Origin of the sequence: Rhodoferax sp., from assembly GCF_010365055.1 — a bacterium.
Lineage (GTDB): Bacteria > Pseudomonadota > Gammaproteobacteria > Burkholderiales > Burkholderiaceae_C > Rhodoferax.
This window is the reverse complement of sequence record NZ_JAAFHA010000038.1, coordinates 22,088-36,684: the sequence shown is the minus strand read 5'-3', so window position 1 is coordinate 36,684 and position 14,597 is coordinate 22,088. Positions and strand designations below refer to the sequence as shown.

Annotated in this window: 11 protein-coding genes and 2 pseudogenes; 5 read left to right on the top strand and 8 right to left on the bottom strand. The window is 60.9% G+C overall.

All coding sequences use genetic code 11. The features are described from left to right. Positions 1–2,501: phosphoribosylformylglycinamidine synthase (purL, locus tag GZ093_RS10590; protein ID WP_296485670.1), on the top strand; the 2,501-nt coding region annotated here is incomplete at its 5' end. Between the two features lie 74 nt (positions 2,502–2,575). Further along, positions 2,576–3,478, top strand: coding sequence for a CAP domain-containing protein (locus GZ093_RS10585; RefSeq protein WP_296485668.1), 903 nt, complete (start codon positions 2,576–2,578; stop codon positions 3,476–3,478). 66 nt (positions 3,479–3,544) lie between these two features. Here GZ093_RS10585 and GZ093_RS10580 read toward each other — a convergent pair whose 3' ends face one another. From GZ093_RS10580 to ftsH, 4 genes and pseudogenes are all read right to left on the bottom strand, one after another. After that, on the bottom strand, positions 3,545–4,606 hold the full coding sequence (locus tag GZ093_RS10580; RefSeq protein ID WP_296485666.1) for a TAXI family TRAP transporter solute-binding subunit: 1,062 nt from the start codon (positions 4,604–4,606) through the stop codon (positions 3,545–3,547). Positions 4,607–4,610: 4 nt separating this feature from the next. Continuing rightward, positions 4,611–5,072 (bottom strand): hypothetical protein, encoded by a 462-nt coding sequence (locus GZ093_RS10575; RefSeq protein ID WP_296485664.1) that lies wholly within the window; start codon positions 5,070–5,072, stop codon positions 4,611–4,613. A gap of 138 nt (positions 5,073–5,210) precedes the next feature. Beyond that, positions 5,211–5,357 (bottom strand): annotated as a pseudogene (locus tag GZ093_RS20845) (zinc ribbon domain-containing protein); the annotation flags it as partial. A gap of 152 nt (positions 5,358–5,509) precedes the next feature. Continuing rightward, positions 5,510–7,366 carry an ATP-dependent zinc metalloprotease FtsH gene (gene ftsH / locus GZ093_RS10570; protein WP_296485676.1) on the bottom strand — a complete coding sequence of 619 codons (1,857 nt, stop codon included), beginning with the start codon at positions 7,364–7,366 and terminating at the stop codon, positions 5,510–5,512. Between the two features lie 257 nt (positions 7,367–7,623). On the opposite strand from ftsH, the gene GZ093_RS10565 reads away from it, so the two are divergent. Next, positions 7,624–8,868 (top strand): cyclopropane-fatty-acyl-phospholipid synthase family protein, encoded by a 1,245-nt coding sequence (locus GZ093_RS10565; protein WP_296485674.1) that lies wholly within the window; start codon positions 7,624–7,626, stop codon positions 8,866–8,868. 243 nt (positions 8,869–9,111) lie between these two features. On the opposite strand, the gene GZ093_RS10560 is transcribed toward GZ093_RS10565, so the two are convergent. Next, a complete protein-coding gene (locus GZ093_RS10560) occupies positions 9,112–10,086 on the bottom strand; it encodes a hypothetical protein (RefSeq protein ID WP_296485661.1) in 975 nt (324 codons plus the stop codon). Positions 10,087–10,344: 258 nt separating this feature from the next. On the opposite strand from GZ093_RS10560, the gene GZ093_RS10555 reads away from it, so the two are divergent. Then, positions 10,345–10,611 (top strand): DUF2934 domain-containing protein, encoded by a 267-nt coding sequence (locus tag GZ093_RS10555; RefSeq protein WP_296485660.1) that lies wholly within the window; start codon positions 10,345–10,347, stop codon positions 10,609–10,611. Then, a pseudogene (locus GZ093_RS10550) lies at positions 10,595–10,834 on the top strand (nitroreductase family protein); the annotation flags it as partial. The gene GZ093_RS10555 and the pseudogene GZ093_RS10550, both read left to right, overlap by 17 nt. Positions 10,835–10,849: 15 nt before the next feature. Here GZ093_RS10550 and GZ093_RS10545 read toward each other — a convergent pair. The 3 genes from GZ093_RS10545 to GZ093_RS10535 form a co-directional block, all read right to left on the bottom strand. Further along, positions 10,850–11,914 carry an alpha/beta hydrolase gene (locus tag GZ093_RS10545; RefSeq protein ID WP_296485658.1) on the bottom strand — a complete coding sequence of 355 codons (1,065 nt, stop codon included), beginning with the start codon at positions 11,912–11,914 and terminating at the stop codon, positions 10,850–10,852. Positions 11,915–11,921: 7 nt separating this feature from the next. After that, entirely contained in the window at positions 11,922–12,467 is a 546-nt protein-coding gene (locus tag GZ093_RS10540) for a phasin family protein (protein WP_296485657.1), read from the bottom strand. A gap of 108 nt (positions 12,468–12,575) precedes the next feature. After that, on the bottom strand, positions 12,576–14,594 hold the full coding sequence (locus GZ093_RS10535) for a U32 family peptidase (protein WP_296485655.1): 2,019 nt from the start codon (positions 14,592–14,594) through the stop codon (positions 12,576–12,578). Between the last annotated feature and the right edge of the window lie 3 nt (positions 14,595–14,597).

The window sequence follows — 14,597 nt, the reverse complement described above, 5'->3', positions numbered from 1 at the left end:
GTTTGAGCAACGCCTTCCCCGAGCTCACCAACGACGCCGGGCGCGGCGCCCGCTTCGACCTGCGCGCCGTGCCACTGGAAGAGTCCGGCATGGCCCCCAAGGAAATCTGGTGCAACGAGAGCCAGGAACGTTACGTGCTGGCGATCGCGCCCGAGTCGTTGGCGCTGTTCACGGCACTGTGCGAACGCGAGCGCTGCCCCTTTGCTGTGGTGGGCGTGGCGACCGACGAGCGCCAATTGGAACTGGTTGACGCGGGCAAAGAGTCGCCAGTCAACATGCCGATGAACGTGCTGCTGGGCAAACCGCCCAAGATGCACCGCGACGTCAAAACAGTGGCGCGCACCTTTGCGCCCGTCAACCTGACCGGTGTCGATCTGCAAAAAGCCTGCATCGACGTGCTGGCTAGTGCGACCGTGGCGTCCAAGCGTTTTCTGATCACCATCGGCGACCGCACCGTGGGGGGCTTAAGTCACCGCGACCAGATGGTCGGACCCTGGCAGGTGCCGGTGGCGGACTGCGCCGTGACGCTGGCCGATTTCAAGGGTTTTACCGGTGAGGTCATGAGCATGGGCGAGCGCACGCCGCTGGCGAGCGTGAACGCGCCGGCCAGCGGGCGCATGGCCGTGGCGGAAAGCATCACCAACTTGCTGGCCGCACCCATTGAGCTGCCCCGCGTCAAGCTGTCGGCCAACTGGATGGCGGCCTGTGGCGAGCCGGGCGAAGACGCCGCGCTCTACGCCACGGTGAAAGCCGTTGGTCTGGAGTTGTGCCCGGCGCTGGGCATTTCCATCCCGGTCGGCAAAGATTCACTCTCGATGCGCACGCAGTGGAAAGACGAGGAGGGCGCCAAGAAGGTGACGTCGCCGGTGTCGCTGATCGTGACCGCCTTTGCCACGCTGCCTGATGTGCGCGGCACTTTGAGCCCGCAATTGAATGCGCTGGAAGACACGACGCTGCTGCTGGTGGACCTGGGGCGCGGCCAAAACCGCATGGGTGGCAGCATGCTGGCGCAAACGCTGGGTCAGATGGGCGACGAAGTGCCGGATCTGGACCATCCGCAAGACCTGGTGAACCTGGTCAAGGCCGTGAACGCCTTGCGCGCGCAGGGGCAAATTCTGGCCTACCACGACCGCAGCGACGGCGGCCTGTTTGCGGCTGTGGTGGAGATGGCGTTCGCCGGCCACATCGGCGTGGCGCTCAATGTGGACATGCTCGTGCTGGAGGGCGACGGCATCTCAGACAGCCGCATGGACTATGGCGATGCCAAGAACTGGGCCGGCCAGGTCAGCGGTCGGCGCGAGGAGCTCACGCTCAAAGCCCTGTTCAGCGAAGAGCTGGGTGTCGTGCTGCAGGTGCGCGCCGCGCAGCGCAACGAGGTCATGCAAACCCTGCGCGACCATGGCTTGAGCAAATACAGCCACGTCATCGGCAAGACCCGCCCGGTTGACTCGACCATCCAGGGCGGTGTCGGCCAAGTGCAGGTCTGGCGCGACGCAAAGCAAGTGTTCAGCGCCAAGTTGCAGGACCTGCACCAGGTTTGGGACGCGACCAGCTGGAAGATCTGCCAGCAACGCGACAACCCGGCCTGCGCCGAAGCCGAGCACGCTGCTGCGGGTGACCCGCTGGATCCGGGTTTGCATCTCAAATTTACAGAAAATCAGGCGCTAGCCCTCGCGGAATATGCGCAAGCAGCTACTGAATCCGTAGCAAGCATGGCAAGCCCGGCGCTCATGCTGACGCGCCCCAAAGTGGCGGTACTGCGCGAGCAGGGTGTCAACTCGCACGTCGAGATGGCCTACGCCTTCACCGAGGCCGGGTTCGAAGCCTTTGACGTGCACATGACCGACCTGCAGAGTGGCCGCGCCAAGCTGGCCGACTTCCAAGGTGTGGTGGCGTGCGGCGGCTTCAGCTATGGCGACACGCTCGGTGCCGGCATCGGCTGGGCGCGCTCCATCACCTTCAACCCCGTTTTGGCGGAGCAGTTCAAGGCCTTTTTTGGCCGCAGCGACACCTTCGGCCTGGGCGTGTGCAACGGTTGCCAGATGTTTGCCGAACTGGCCGACATCATTCCCGGCGCCCAAGATTGGCCGCGCTTCACCACGAACCAGAGTGAGCGCTTCGAGGCGCGGCTCTCGATGGTGGAAGTGCTGGACTCCCCGTCCTTGTTCTTCAAAGGCATGGCGGGCAGCCGCTTGCCCATTGCCGTGGCGCACGGTGAGGGTTTTGCCAACTTCAAGCACCGCGGCAATGCCAACACGGCCATTGCCGCCATGCGCTTTACCGATAACCATGGTGGCGCGACCGAGGCCTACCCATTCAACCCGAACGGCAGCCCCGGCGGTTTGACGGCAGTGACCACAGCAGACGGCCGCTTCACCGCGATGATGCCGCACCCCGAGCGGGTGTTTCGCAACATCCAGATGAGCTGGACCAACGGCGACCCGTCAGCTCTGAGCCCGTGGATGCAGCTGTGGGTGAATGCGCGCAGGTGGGTGGGGTAATTAGAGACGCCGCCAGTCAGCCGCCAACCTGAATGAAGCCTGGGTTCGTCACGGCTGTCGCTCTCTCGGCGTTCATGAATTGGGCGCCGGCAGCCACTTACAGCTACCCGGCGGCGTCGGAAGAAATGTACGCGTTTGAGCTGCTCAACCGTGAGCGTTCTCACTGCGGATTTGGCCCGTTGCGACAGAGTGCCGAACTCGATAGCGCCGCAAAAAGCCATGCCGCCTGGCTCTTTGTCAATCATGCGCAAGGGCATATGCAAAGGCCGGGCACGCCCGGATTTACCGGCGTCGCGCCTTGGGATCGCGTGATTACGGCCGACTATGGTCCGGATTTTTCATTTGAGTCCACTGAGGTGCAGGTGTTTCACAGCGGCATCGAGCAAGGCTCTGGCGCCAATGCGGTCAGAAGCCTGCTGAACGCCCCTTATCACCTGGTGAACATGCTGCGCGGTTACCGCGAGGTGGGCATCGGCGTGAAGGAAAAGATTGATCTGGGTCTGATGAATGACAACCAGAACATCGTCAACATCGTCCTGGCGGCAAAGAACAGTGAGGGCTTCCAGGTCGAGAAGGCCGCTTCGGTTCGCACCTACCCCTGCGAAGGCTCCGTCGGCATGGTGCGTTCACTCAGGCATGAAACGCCCAATCCGTTTCCTGGACGCGATCTTTTCGCGCATCCAGTGGGCGCCTCGATTGCGGTGGTGGCCGGGGCAGGCAAGAGTTTGACCATTTCCAGCGCCAGCGTGGTCAATGCAAAGACGGGCGCGAACGTGCCGATCCTTGCGCCTGTCACCGGCTTGATCGATCGGAACGCAACGGCTGACAATAAAATCGTTGAAGACAACGAGGGATTCATTTCGACCAGCACACCGCTGGAGGCCAACACGCTGTATCAAGTCACCTTGAGCGGAACCCTGGGTGCCACCAGCTTTTCTCGTCGCTTCACCTTTACGACGGGTGATGCGAAGTTTTGAGCCCACGTGCCGTCAAGCGCGGCGCCACGTCCTGGGTTCTGCCACTGGCCGTACCGCACTGCCTGCCTATTGGCACAGACCCAGAATCCGTTCCTGCTGTGAGCACTGCTTTGCCGACCGCGCCTTCACCAGCGTTCTGGGTTTCAATTCCCCGGCAATACAGGCCCTGATCTCGCGCGCCGTCGGGGCATAGTAAAACCAGCCGCGACCCAGCTCGGGGAGCGCCAGCGCAACCTCGCGCCATTTTGGATGTCCTTTTTCTTGCAGCATCGAAAAGTTTTGGCACAACGAACGCGCCAACTGCCGCAGGTGGGTCTCCGTGTCTTTCAGCTGGAAATCGTAGGTCACGAGAAAGGCCTTGACGGCCAGCCCGGGGAGATCAGCCGTGAGCAGATTGGGGTAATTGCTGACACGCACATTGGCCGGAAAATAGGTCTTGAGTGCTGCTTCGCTGGACGGGTGCTTGGGATCAAACTTGAGAAGCTTGATGAGTTGACGCGACTCGGGCTTCATGTCAACGAGCAGTTTAGCGGGCTGACCGGCAACGACCGCGACCACGTCAACCGTCTTGTCCGTCACCAGCTTGGCCAGCGCCTCCTCGTTGGAAAGGAAGCTCACGCTGGCGTCCGGCATGGGCTCGCCAAACATCAAACGGTAGAGCGTCGCCGAAGTCAAGGCTGTGCCGCTTCCGGCCTCACCGGCGTTGATCCTGGCATTCTTGATTTCGTGGATGAAGTTACGCTCGGAGTCGGCACGCACAATGAAGTAGATTTCCTCGTTGTAGAGCGGCATGATCACGCGCAGCGGCCGGATCAAGCTACTCGCCGCTGCGTTTCCGCCCGCTGCGATGTCGATGTAGGACTGGTAGACATCCGACTGAACCAAGGCCAGCTTGACACCTGGCTCGTAGCGCAAGCGTCGAACGTTCTCTGCCGATCCAGCCGAGGGCACCGCATCGAGATTGATGTCGGCCAAGGGCGCAATCAGTTGGGACAGATCGCGCCCGATCTTGATGTAGGTGCCGCGCTCGGACGCTGTCACGATTTTGTAGTCGACTGCGGCGCCCGCCGTCGACATGTGGCACAGCATTGCCGCCGCAAGCAGCGCGCTGAGGACTATTTTCTTCATGCTATTACTTCTCCTGTGTTGGACCTGGATGGCACAGCCCAAGCGCTGCAACGGCTTGCGGACATTCGTCAAATAGGGGTGGATCTTGTCGGGTTGTCACCTCGGCAGAAGACGCCGACGGCAGGCGAACAGGTAACGCGGTGCCCACAGTCGCAGGCACCGGCGACGGCGTCTTTGCAGCTGCGACAGTGCCGGTCGCGCGCGTGGGTGGCGTGTCTGTGGGTGACACCGCCGTGTCAATTTTTTTCACCTCGACGGACGGCATCGACCTTGCGGGCGTCGGCGCGGTGGACACGGCTGGGGCAACTTGCTGCACGTCTTGCAGCGGCCCAGGTTGCCCGGAGCGCCCGTAGTAATAGACAAACGCGGCAAGCAGCGTCAACACCAGCACAGGCACTGCAACGAGCGTGCCGCGTCGCGACCCAGTCGCCCTTCCACGCATTTCGGGCGAAGCTGCCTCATCCATGGGTAGCGCAGCCGGCGGCCCCGCGACGCTGCTACTGTTAAGCGCTGGATAGGTGCGCTGATTCTCAAGAGTTGTCAACGCAAGCGGGGCATTGAGTCCAGGCGCCGCAGGCGAAGTGAATTCGGCACCGCATTTGTAGCAGTTCGTCGCGGCTCGGTCGTCGATTGCACCGCACTGCTCGCAGGGTTGCAGGTTGAGTTGCGAGCCACAGTCGTTGCAGAAACTGGCGCCTGCGGGATTGAGGTGCCTGCAGAAGAGGCACTGCAGAGGGGCAATCGACGGCATCTCGTGTAACTGACGTTCAGACAGCGGTCGAAGTTGCGCCCAAGCCAAAAAGAATCCTGGTTGGCATGGTGAGCGCTCAAGGAAGTGGGACGTACTGGTGCTTCATCGCTGATGATTAAAGGCAAAGAAAGGAGCCCAGCCCTTGAGAATAATCAAGGTCGGGCCAGCGTCATGGGCGCCAACGGCTCTGAGTCGACGTGCCGCAGGTCTTTCGCCAGGTCGCGAATCGCGATCTCATCCAGCGTTTCTTTGTCCAGTAAGGCACGCGCACCGCGTTCCAGCACTTGAAGATTGGCGCTCAGAATGACCGTGGCATGCTCAAATCCGTTCATCACGATGCTGCGAATCGCCGCGTCGATATGGGCTTGCGTTTCTTCCGACAGGCGCGCACCTTGCGGCAAGAGGCCGGGCGGCAGATCAAGCATCTGCTGGCGCTGCGGCTCAAAGGCGACAAAGCCCAGGTCTTCGTCCATGCCATAACGGGTGACCATGTCGTGGGCGATGTCGCTGGCTTTGGCCAGATCATCGGCCGCACCGGTTGACAGCACGCCGAACACCAGTTTCTCGGCGGCCCGCCCTGCCAGCAGCACCGAGACTTTTTGCTCCAGTTCGGGCCGCGTCATCAGGTAGCGGTCTTCGGTTGGGCGCTGAATGGTGTAGCCCAATGCGCCAATGCCGCGCGGGATGATGGACACCTTGTGTACCGGGTCGGTACCCGTTTGCGCCAACGCGACCAGGGCATGGCCCATTTCGTGGAAGGCCACCGCCTCGCGCTCTTTCGGGTTGAGCACGCGGCTACGGCGCTCCAGTCCCGCCACAATGCGCTCCACCGCCGCTGTGAAGTCCGGCAAGCTCACCTGATCAGCCTTGCGCCGGGTGGCGACCAGCGTCGCCTCGTTCACCAGGTTGGCCAGATCGGCGCCAGTGAAACCTGGGGTCAGCGCCGCCACCTCTTCAATATTCAACGCCGCGTCAAGTTTGATCTTGCGCACATGCACCTTGAGGATGTCAATGCGGCCTTTGCGGTCGGGCCGGTCGACCAGCACCTGGCGGTCAAATCGACCGGCCCGTAAGAGCGCCGGATCCAGGATTTCCGGCCGGTTGGTGGCCGATAAGATGATCAAACCGACGGAGGAGTCGAAGCCATCCATTTCCGAGAGCAATTGGTTCAGCGTCTGTTCCTTTTCGTCATGGCCACCCAGGCCGGGGAAGGCGCCGCGGGCGCGGCCCAGCGCATCAAGCTCGTCGATGAAGATGATGGCCGGCGCCATGGCGCGCGCCTGTTCAAACAGATCACGCACGCGCGCTGCGCCCACGCCGACAAACATCTCGACAAATTCACTGCCTGAGATCGAAAAAAAAGGCACGCCCGCTTCACCCGCGACGGCCTTGGCCAACAAGGTTTTGCCGGTGCCGGGCGGCCCCACCAGCAACACGCCCTTGGGGATATGCGCGCCAAGGCGTCCGTACTCCTGGGGATGCTTGAGGAAATCGACCACCTCTTCAAGTTCGTGGCGTGCCTCATCGACCCCGGCGACATCGGCAAAGGTGATGCCGGTGTTGGTCTGCATGTAGATCTTGGCGCGACTCTTGCCAATCGACAAAAAGCCGCCCATGCCCTGCTTGCTGGCAAAGCTGCGAAACACAAAAAACCACAACCCAAAAAAAACCAGAACCGGCACTATCCACGAGAGCAGGTCGCGCAAGAGCGTGTTATCCACCGCCCGGGTGTAGGGGACGTTGAATTTTTCCAGGCGCGCCGCCAATGCGGGCTCGACGCGCACCGCTGCCAGCGTGGTCTTGCTGCCGTCTGGTGTTTTCAGCCGACCAATCACCGTGCGCTCGGAAATCGTGACGTCGGCGATGCGCTCTTCAGTGAGTGCCTTTTCGAACTCGCTGTAGGGCACAGTTTGCACCTGATTGGCGCCTTGCCAGAGGTCTTGCAGCAGAAGCAGCAACACCAGCGCAATCAACCAATAGCCAACATTCCAGGAATGCTTCTTGTCCAATTCATGCTCCCAAGCCGTGCCATTTGAGACCGTCAGGCTACGCTGAGCATTTGGCGTGCCCATGACAAATCTCAAATGACCTGTTGTCAGACGTTTCTAGCATCCCTACGTGAGACTCTGGTGTTGCCCCGACCTTTTGTGGAAGGATAAGAAATGGCACGACTATCAAGAATTCTGGCACCGGTGTCAGTCGGTCGGGTGGACCTGCAAGCGGTTGTTCGCCTTCTTGTGTGGATGGCGTTGGACTGATGGAACGCATGGCGTTTTCGGTGAGTCCCGAGGTCAATCTACTGACCCGTCTGCTGGCGCGTCTGCAGCCCCACTTTGACATTCCTTTGCGGCTGGTCTTGTGGAACGGCGCGCAGCATGATCTAGGGACTGATCCGCTGGTGACAGTGAAACTGTCTGGGCCGCGCGCGTTGCGACATTTTCTACCCCCCAGCCTGGATAACCTGGCCGACGGCTACGTCAATGGACATTTTGATGTGCTGGGCCGGGCGCAGGATGTTGTGGATGTCGCATCCAGGCTGGCCCAAATCGGCGTGCCGATGCGGGGGCGCTTCGGGCGCCTGTTCAATCCCGCGCGTCACGACCGGGCGCGGGATGCGCACGCCATTGAGCAGCACTACGATGTTTCCAATGACTTCTATCGCCTGTGGCTGGACGAGGCGATGGTCTATTCCTGCGCCTACTTTCCGAACCGCAGCGAGACACTGGCCGCGGCACAGACGGCCAAGCTGGATCACATTTTGACTAAGGTCATGCTGCAGCCCGGTGAGCGGCTGCTTGATATCGGTTGCGGCTGGGGTGCCTTGGCCCTACGGGCTGCGCAAAAGTATGGCGCGAAGGTGGTGGGCGTGACCCTGTCAACGAACCAACATGCGCTGGCGTGTGAGCGCGTCAAGCAGGCGGGTCTGTCCGGGCAGATTGAGATCAAGTTACAGGACTACCGTGATATTGACGAGCGCGATGGGCTGTTTGACAAGATCACTTCGGTGGGCATGTTTGAGCACGTCGGACTCCTGCATCTGCCGTCCTATTTCGGCAAGATCAATGCCCTACTCAAGGATGGCGGGTTGGTGCTGAACCACGGCATCACGTCGACTGATCCAGACAGTGGGGAATGTCCTCTGGGGGCTGCCAGCTTCATTGAAAAATACGTGTTCCCGAATGGTGAATTGCCCCACGTGAGCCTGGCGCTCAAGGACATGCAGAGCGCCGGCCTGGAAGCGCTTGATGTGGAGTGTTTGCGCCGCCATTACGCCCGAACGCTGGCCCTGTGGTCGGAAAACTATGAGAGTCAAAGTAACGCCATCCGCGCCACGGTCAGTGAGACCACGTATCGCGTCTGGCGCATTTACCTGGCGGGTTGCGCGCAGGCGTTTGCGCAAAATTGGGTGTCGATCTACCAAGTGCTGGCGTGCAAGACCGGCGCCAGTGAGGGGCTCAATCCAACACCCTGGTCACGCGCCTACATGTACCAGAACAGTCACTCCAATTGAGAATTCTCAAACCATTCAGGCGACGGCTGACTATAGTGAAACCGTACTTCGTAAGGAACGCTGGAAGGCGTGCCGACCGGGTACGTTGCTGGGGGGTTCAAGCAATTGAGCCGAGTCTTGATGCTCCACATCAAGACGGATGAGGACGTCCCCAGACGCGTCAGCCTGACACACTGACCTGGGTTCCTCGCCACCACCGCCAGCCCCTTAAAAGGCTGGCGGGTCTTTTGATGGGTGCAGCAGTCATTCACCCCAGTGGGCTTGTGACAAGGCCTGAATGAAGCCCGACAACCCTTCTTCTGGCAAATGGTCAATGCCCGCAGCACCGGCACGCCCACCTCCGCCAAACTTGCGACACAAAGCAGCCGCACCGCTCGGCGCTGACAGCGGCGCACGCACGCTGACCAGGAAGCCACCAGAGCTCTTGGTCTTGAGCACCGCGTGCGCCTGGGCGGGTTGGGCGTTTGCATATTGATTGACCAGGCTGCCCATCACACGCCGACTCCAGGGCTCGTCGGGCAGCACATAGACGCGGGTCTGTGCATCCTGCCAGTGCGGGGTCAGGGTGGTCGCTTGGCGCAGGTCGGTTTGCCGTCGTGCTTCGAGTTCCTGCCCGATCGACTCGTGGTCCAGCAAGGCGAATGGGTCACGGTAACGAATCAGTAGCGCGTACAGCTGTGCCGGCGCAATCAACACATCTTGCGCGCTCTCGCCGTAGGCGTTGTAGTTGATCGCCTCGCCCAGGGTCCGCAGGCGGCGCCGCTCCTCAACCCCCAAGCCCATTCGGGCCGCCCGCGCATCAGCCACCTGCGTCAGGTTGTCGCCATAGGCACCGACCAATGCCCAGGCAGAAAACAGGCCGCCCAGATATCGGTCCACCAGCAGGCTGGTACAAATATCGCTGGCGCTGTCAATATGTGCTTCCAGCAAGGGATGGGTCAGTGGATGCTGCGCCAACGCATCGGCATCGTGGTGATCAAAATAGCGCACCCTGACGCCAGCTTCAAGCAGGTGCAGCAGGGCCGGCCGGTTGCGCCGCAGCGACAAGTCGAGCACCAGGACCTGGTCGCCCTGAGCTGCCTGCACCTTTTGCAGCAGTTCGATCTCGCGTTTCAAGCCGGTAATCAGGCGCGCTGACCGCGGCTCGTGCAGGCGCCACTGCACCAGCGCACACAAGCCATCAGCATCGCCATTGCAGACGTCGATGTGCATCGTCATTGACACCTCACTCCTGTTCTTGGGACTCCTGCTGCCTGCGAAATTTATTATCAAACCAGGCCGACTGACTGGCCTTGCGCAAAGTCAATGCCCTGTCATGGCGACCTTTTCGCCAAACGGGCGTTGCTCAATATCGGGCTTCGCGTCTTTTGAGAATTCTCAAAGTGGGCGCAGTAGGAGTCACTATCCTTGCGTCGAGCACAGCTATGGCCGCGACTCAGTGACCAGAAGGAAACTTGCATATTCAAGAGGTAGAACATGAAGCATCAGCACACCGAGCATCGCGCCACGACTGACCTTGCGGCGAAGAAAAAACCGGTTCGTTCAAAGACAACGGGTGATGGCGAGAGCCAGGTCGGTCTCAAGGCCACGGCGCCCGGGACGGACCGTGACGAATTGATTCGCCAGACCGCCTACTCCTTCTATGTGGCGCGCAGCTATGTCGGCGGGCATGAACTTGAAGACTGGTTGCAGGCCGAAGCAGAGGTTGACCAGATGACAGCCAGAAATGGGGGCGCCCAGTAGTCTTTGGCTTGAGCCCCCTTGGAGATACACATTCATGTCCACCATCCCGCTGAATCTGATCTACGTCGCTGACTTGGCCCGGATGAACGATGCCCGGGCAGATGAACAGACCTTGCTGGCTGGCGCCGATGCGGGCTGCATTGCCCAAAACGTTTACCTGTTTTGCGACGCGATGGGCTTGGTCACTGTGGTGCGAGGTCTGATCGCCCGGCGGCGCCTGGCAATGGCGCTTGGTACGCTAGGAATGGGCCCGAAGAAATTTGCCAATCTCTTCAAAGGCTTCCTGACCTTCGGGCAAGTCCGGGTGATAGATCTGCCAGACATGAACCATGTGGCGCCAAGTCTGAAAGGTGACCGGTGAACCGGCAGCCATAGCCTTGTTGACGTAGCGGCGGCTGTCGTCATACAGCATTTCCGACTCGCTGGCATGCACCAGTAAGGGCGGCAACCCGGACAGATCACCAAAGACCGGGGAAAGCACCGGGTCGCTGGGGCGCTGGCGATTTTGCAGCCAGGTGGCCCATAGCAGCACGGTGCGGGGAATCCTGGTCAGCGGCTTGAACAACGGCCCCAGCATCGGGTCGGTGCTGAGATTTCTTTTCAGGCTCGGGCTGCCAAAGGAGGCATCGGTGGCAGGCGACAGGGCCACGGCGGCGTTGGGCGCGCGCAGGCCCTGGTCGCGCACCCAGGCGATCAGGGACAGGGTCAGGTTGCCACCGGCAGAATCTCCCGCGACAAAAATGGCGCTGGCAGCCTCTGGACCGGCGGGCCCATGGTCGAGCAGCCAGCGGTAGGCGGTGCGGCAATCCTCAATGCCCGCCATGCGCGGGTGTTCCGGCATCAAGCGGTAGTCGACGGCCAACACCGCGGCGTTGGCCACTTCGGAAAATTTACGCGTCAGTCGGCGGTGGCTCTTGGGGCTGCCCATGGTGTAGGCCCCGCCATGGATGTAGAGCAAGCGTCGGCGACTGTCGACACCGGCCGCCAGCACCCATTCCGCCGGCACACCCGCAGCGTCGACAGCGATGAGCCGGGTGGTCGGATCGCTGTCAGGGAACAGGTTGTCCATGTAGTTGCGCAGCAGCGCCAGTTGCTGCTTGCGGGGTGTGCTCTTGAGCGTGGCGGCAATGCCCCCGAGCGAGGCCACCACTGCCTGATGCGCTGCGCTGGGCGCCGCGTCGATCAAATGGCGCTGACCGACGGACTGGTCAAAAGCGCTCAGGTCAGCGCCCTGCAAATAGAAGGCGCCGATGGCCCAGAGGGCCACGACCAGCGCCAGCGCCCACAAGAGTATTTCAGTCACTTCAGATTTACTTGGTGGTCTTGCTGTTCTTCGGGTAGCCCAAGCGGGCCAGCGCTTGTTTCACGCGCGCATCGAAGGCGTCACTGACGCTGTTGATGCTGTCGTCGACCACTCTGCTGGCGTCATTGATGCGATGCTTGAGCATATCGGCGTTGCTGTCGATGGTGCCGCGCGCCTGGGATTCGATCTTCTCGCCGGCCTTGACCAGCGCCTCAAAGGCTTTCTCGCCTTTGGTCCCGGTCGAGGTCGTGACTTTGGCCAGTGCGCCCAGACCCGCGAGCCAAATGGCGCGCTGTGAATCGACCAGCTTGAGTGAGGCATCCCGCGTCAAGTGCACAACCGAGCTCACTTTTCTGCGGCCTTGCGTGGCCACCTGTTTCAGGGTGGCGGTCTTGGCTGGCGGATGCAGTCTGGTTTTTGCCGCTGGGGCTTTCGACTTTGGTTTGCTGACTGCTTTGACGACAGTTTTTTTGGCGGCGACAGTTTTGTGCGCCAGGGTCTTTGCAGTTTTGGTTGCAGTCTTCTTGGCAGTGCTTGCGGTGTTGGAAGCCATGAAAAATCCCCTTGTTGAGTGATGAACCTGGCCACCAATTGCATGCATGGCGGCATTGCATTATTAAGTATCCCTCAGCTTCTCTAGGGAAGACACCTTAACCTCGGATCAGCCGACTGACGAGTTCACCGGCCGCTTGGGATAGAAGGTGATGGGCACTTCGCCCGGCGCTGGCGCGAGCGACTTGATGGTTTGCTGCAATACCGAATTCTTGATCGTGCCCATGACATGCATTTCACACGGTTTGCAGTCAAAACGCAGGGTGAGCTTGTCGCGACCGTTAATGAGTTGCAGTGGCTCGGCCTTGACCGTGCCTTGCACGCCGACCACGCCCTTGGCTTGTTTGGGGCACAAGCTCAATGAAAAACGCACGCAGTGCTTGGTGATCATCAGGCTGACTTCACCCAGTTCCTGCGCCGCTTCAAAAGCGGGCGCAATCAGCTTGACGCCGTGGCGGGCGTAAAAGGCATGGGATGCCTGGTTGAAGACATTGGCCAGATAGCTCAATGTGTCTTCAGGGTAGGGTACGGGCGGCTCCACGGCAGCGGTGCGTGGCAGTCGCCTGAAGGCCTTGGCGCGTTCCGCTTCCAGAGCCTCCAAAGCGTCCCGGCGCAACGGGTTGAGGACGGACGGGGGCACAAACCAGGCTTGTGAAAAGTCAACCTGCACCGACAGCGCCGTAAAAATGCTGTTGCCCATTTTGCTGAGGTGCTCACGCAGGCTTGCGTTGGCTGCTTCCTTGTCCTTGGCCAGTGTGCGGGTCAAAGTTGCTCGGGCAGTGGCCGTCACGCCGTCTTCGTCGGTCAGGCTCAAGGCCAGGCCTTGTGGTGTATCTGCCAGTTGCAGCCAAACGCCAATGCGCCGGTCGCTTGATTTTTTCTCCAGGCCGCGCACCCACTCGGTATCGCGGTTGCGGTTGACTTCCACGCATTTGCGCAGGTCTTTCAGACCACTCAAGGCGTCCTTGGGAAACACGCGCCAGCGGCCCTTGGCAGCATTGAGGCTTTCAGCCCGGTTGATGGCCAGGCCGACCAGCTCTTTTTGCAGGTCGTAGTAGCAAAGACCATCGCCGTTGTGCAGCACGGTGTCCGGTTGATCAGTCTCCAGTTCCACCCAGTTGGGGCCGACCTGGGTCACAAAGCCGATGGGCTGGCCGGGGTTCTTGGGCGTGTCAAACGCGCCAATGTCTGCCTGACGGCCCTGCACAAAATAATCGGTGAACTCGCGGTTGAAGTTCTGATTCGGGTCGGGAATGAAGCTGAATGTGGTGCTGCCGCTCGATGAACGTGCCAGCGGCTGCTTGGAGGTCTGGCGCTCGTCAATCAGGGCGTCCAGTAGCTTGCGGTAATGGGCGGTGATGTTTTTCACGTAACCCATGTCCTTGTAGCGGCCTTCAATTTTGAAGCTGCGAATGCCCGCATCCACCAAGGCTGCCAGGTTGTCGCTCTGGTTGTTGTCTTTCATGGACAGCACGTGTTTGTCGTGCGCCACAAAGCGGCCTTTGTCGTCAACCACCTGATAGGGCAGGCGGCAGGCCTGGTTGCATTCGCCCCGGTTGGCACTGCGTCCGGTGTGGGCGGCGCTGATGTAGCACTGGCCGCTGTAGGCCACGCACAGGGCGCCATGCACAAAAAACTCCAGCGTGCAGCGCGCCGGGTCGGTCACGGCACGGATGGCCAGGATTTGCGGCAGGGAGAGTTCGCGCGCCAGCACAATTTGCGACAGGCCCACGTCCTGCAAAAAACGGGCTTTTTCTGGTGCGCGAATGTCGCACTGGGTGCTGGCATGCAGCTGGATCGGCGGCAGGTCGATCTGCAGCAGGCCCATGTCCTGGATGATCAGGGCATCCACTCCCGCGTCATACAGTTGCCAGACCAGCTTGCGCGATGGCTCCAGCTCGTCATCGCGCAGAACGGTGTTGAGCGTGACGAAGACACGGCTGTTGAAGCGGTGGGCATGGCGCGTCAGCCGGGCGATCTCCGTGACGCTGTTGTCAGCATTGGCGCGCGCGCCAAAGGACGGACCACCGATGTAAACGGCGTCGGCGCCGTGGTTGACGGCTTCGATGCCAATGTCGGCGTCGCGCGCGGGGGCTAACAGTTCGAGTTGATGGTCAGGCAGGGACATGAA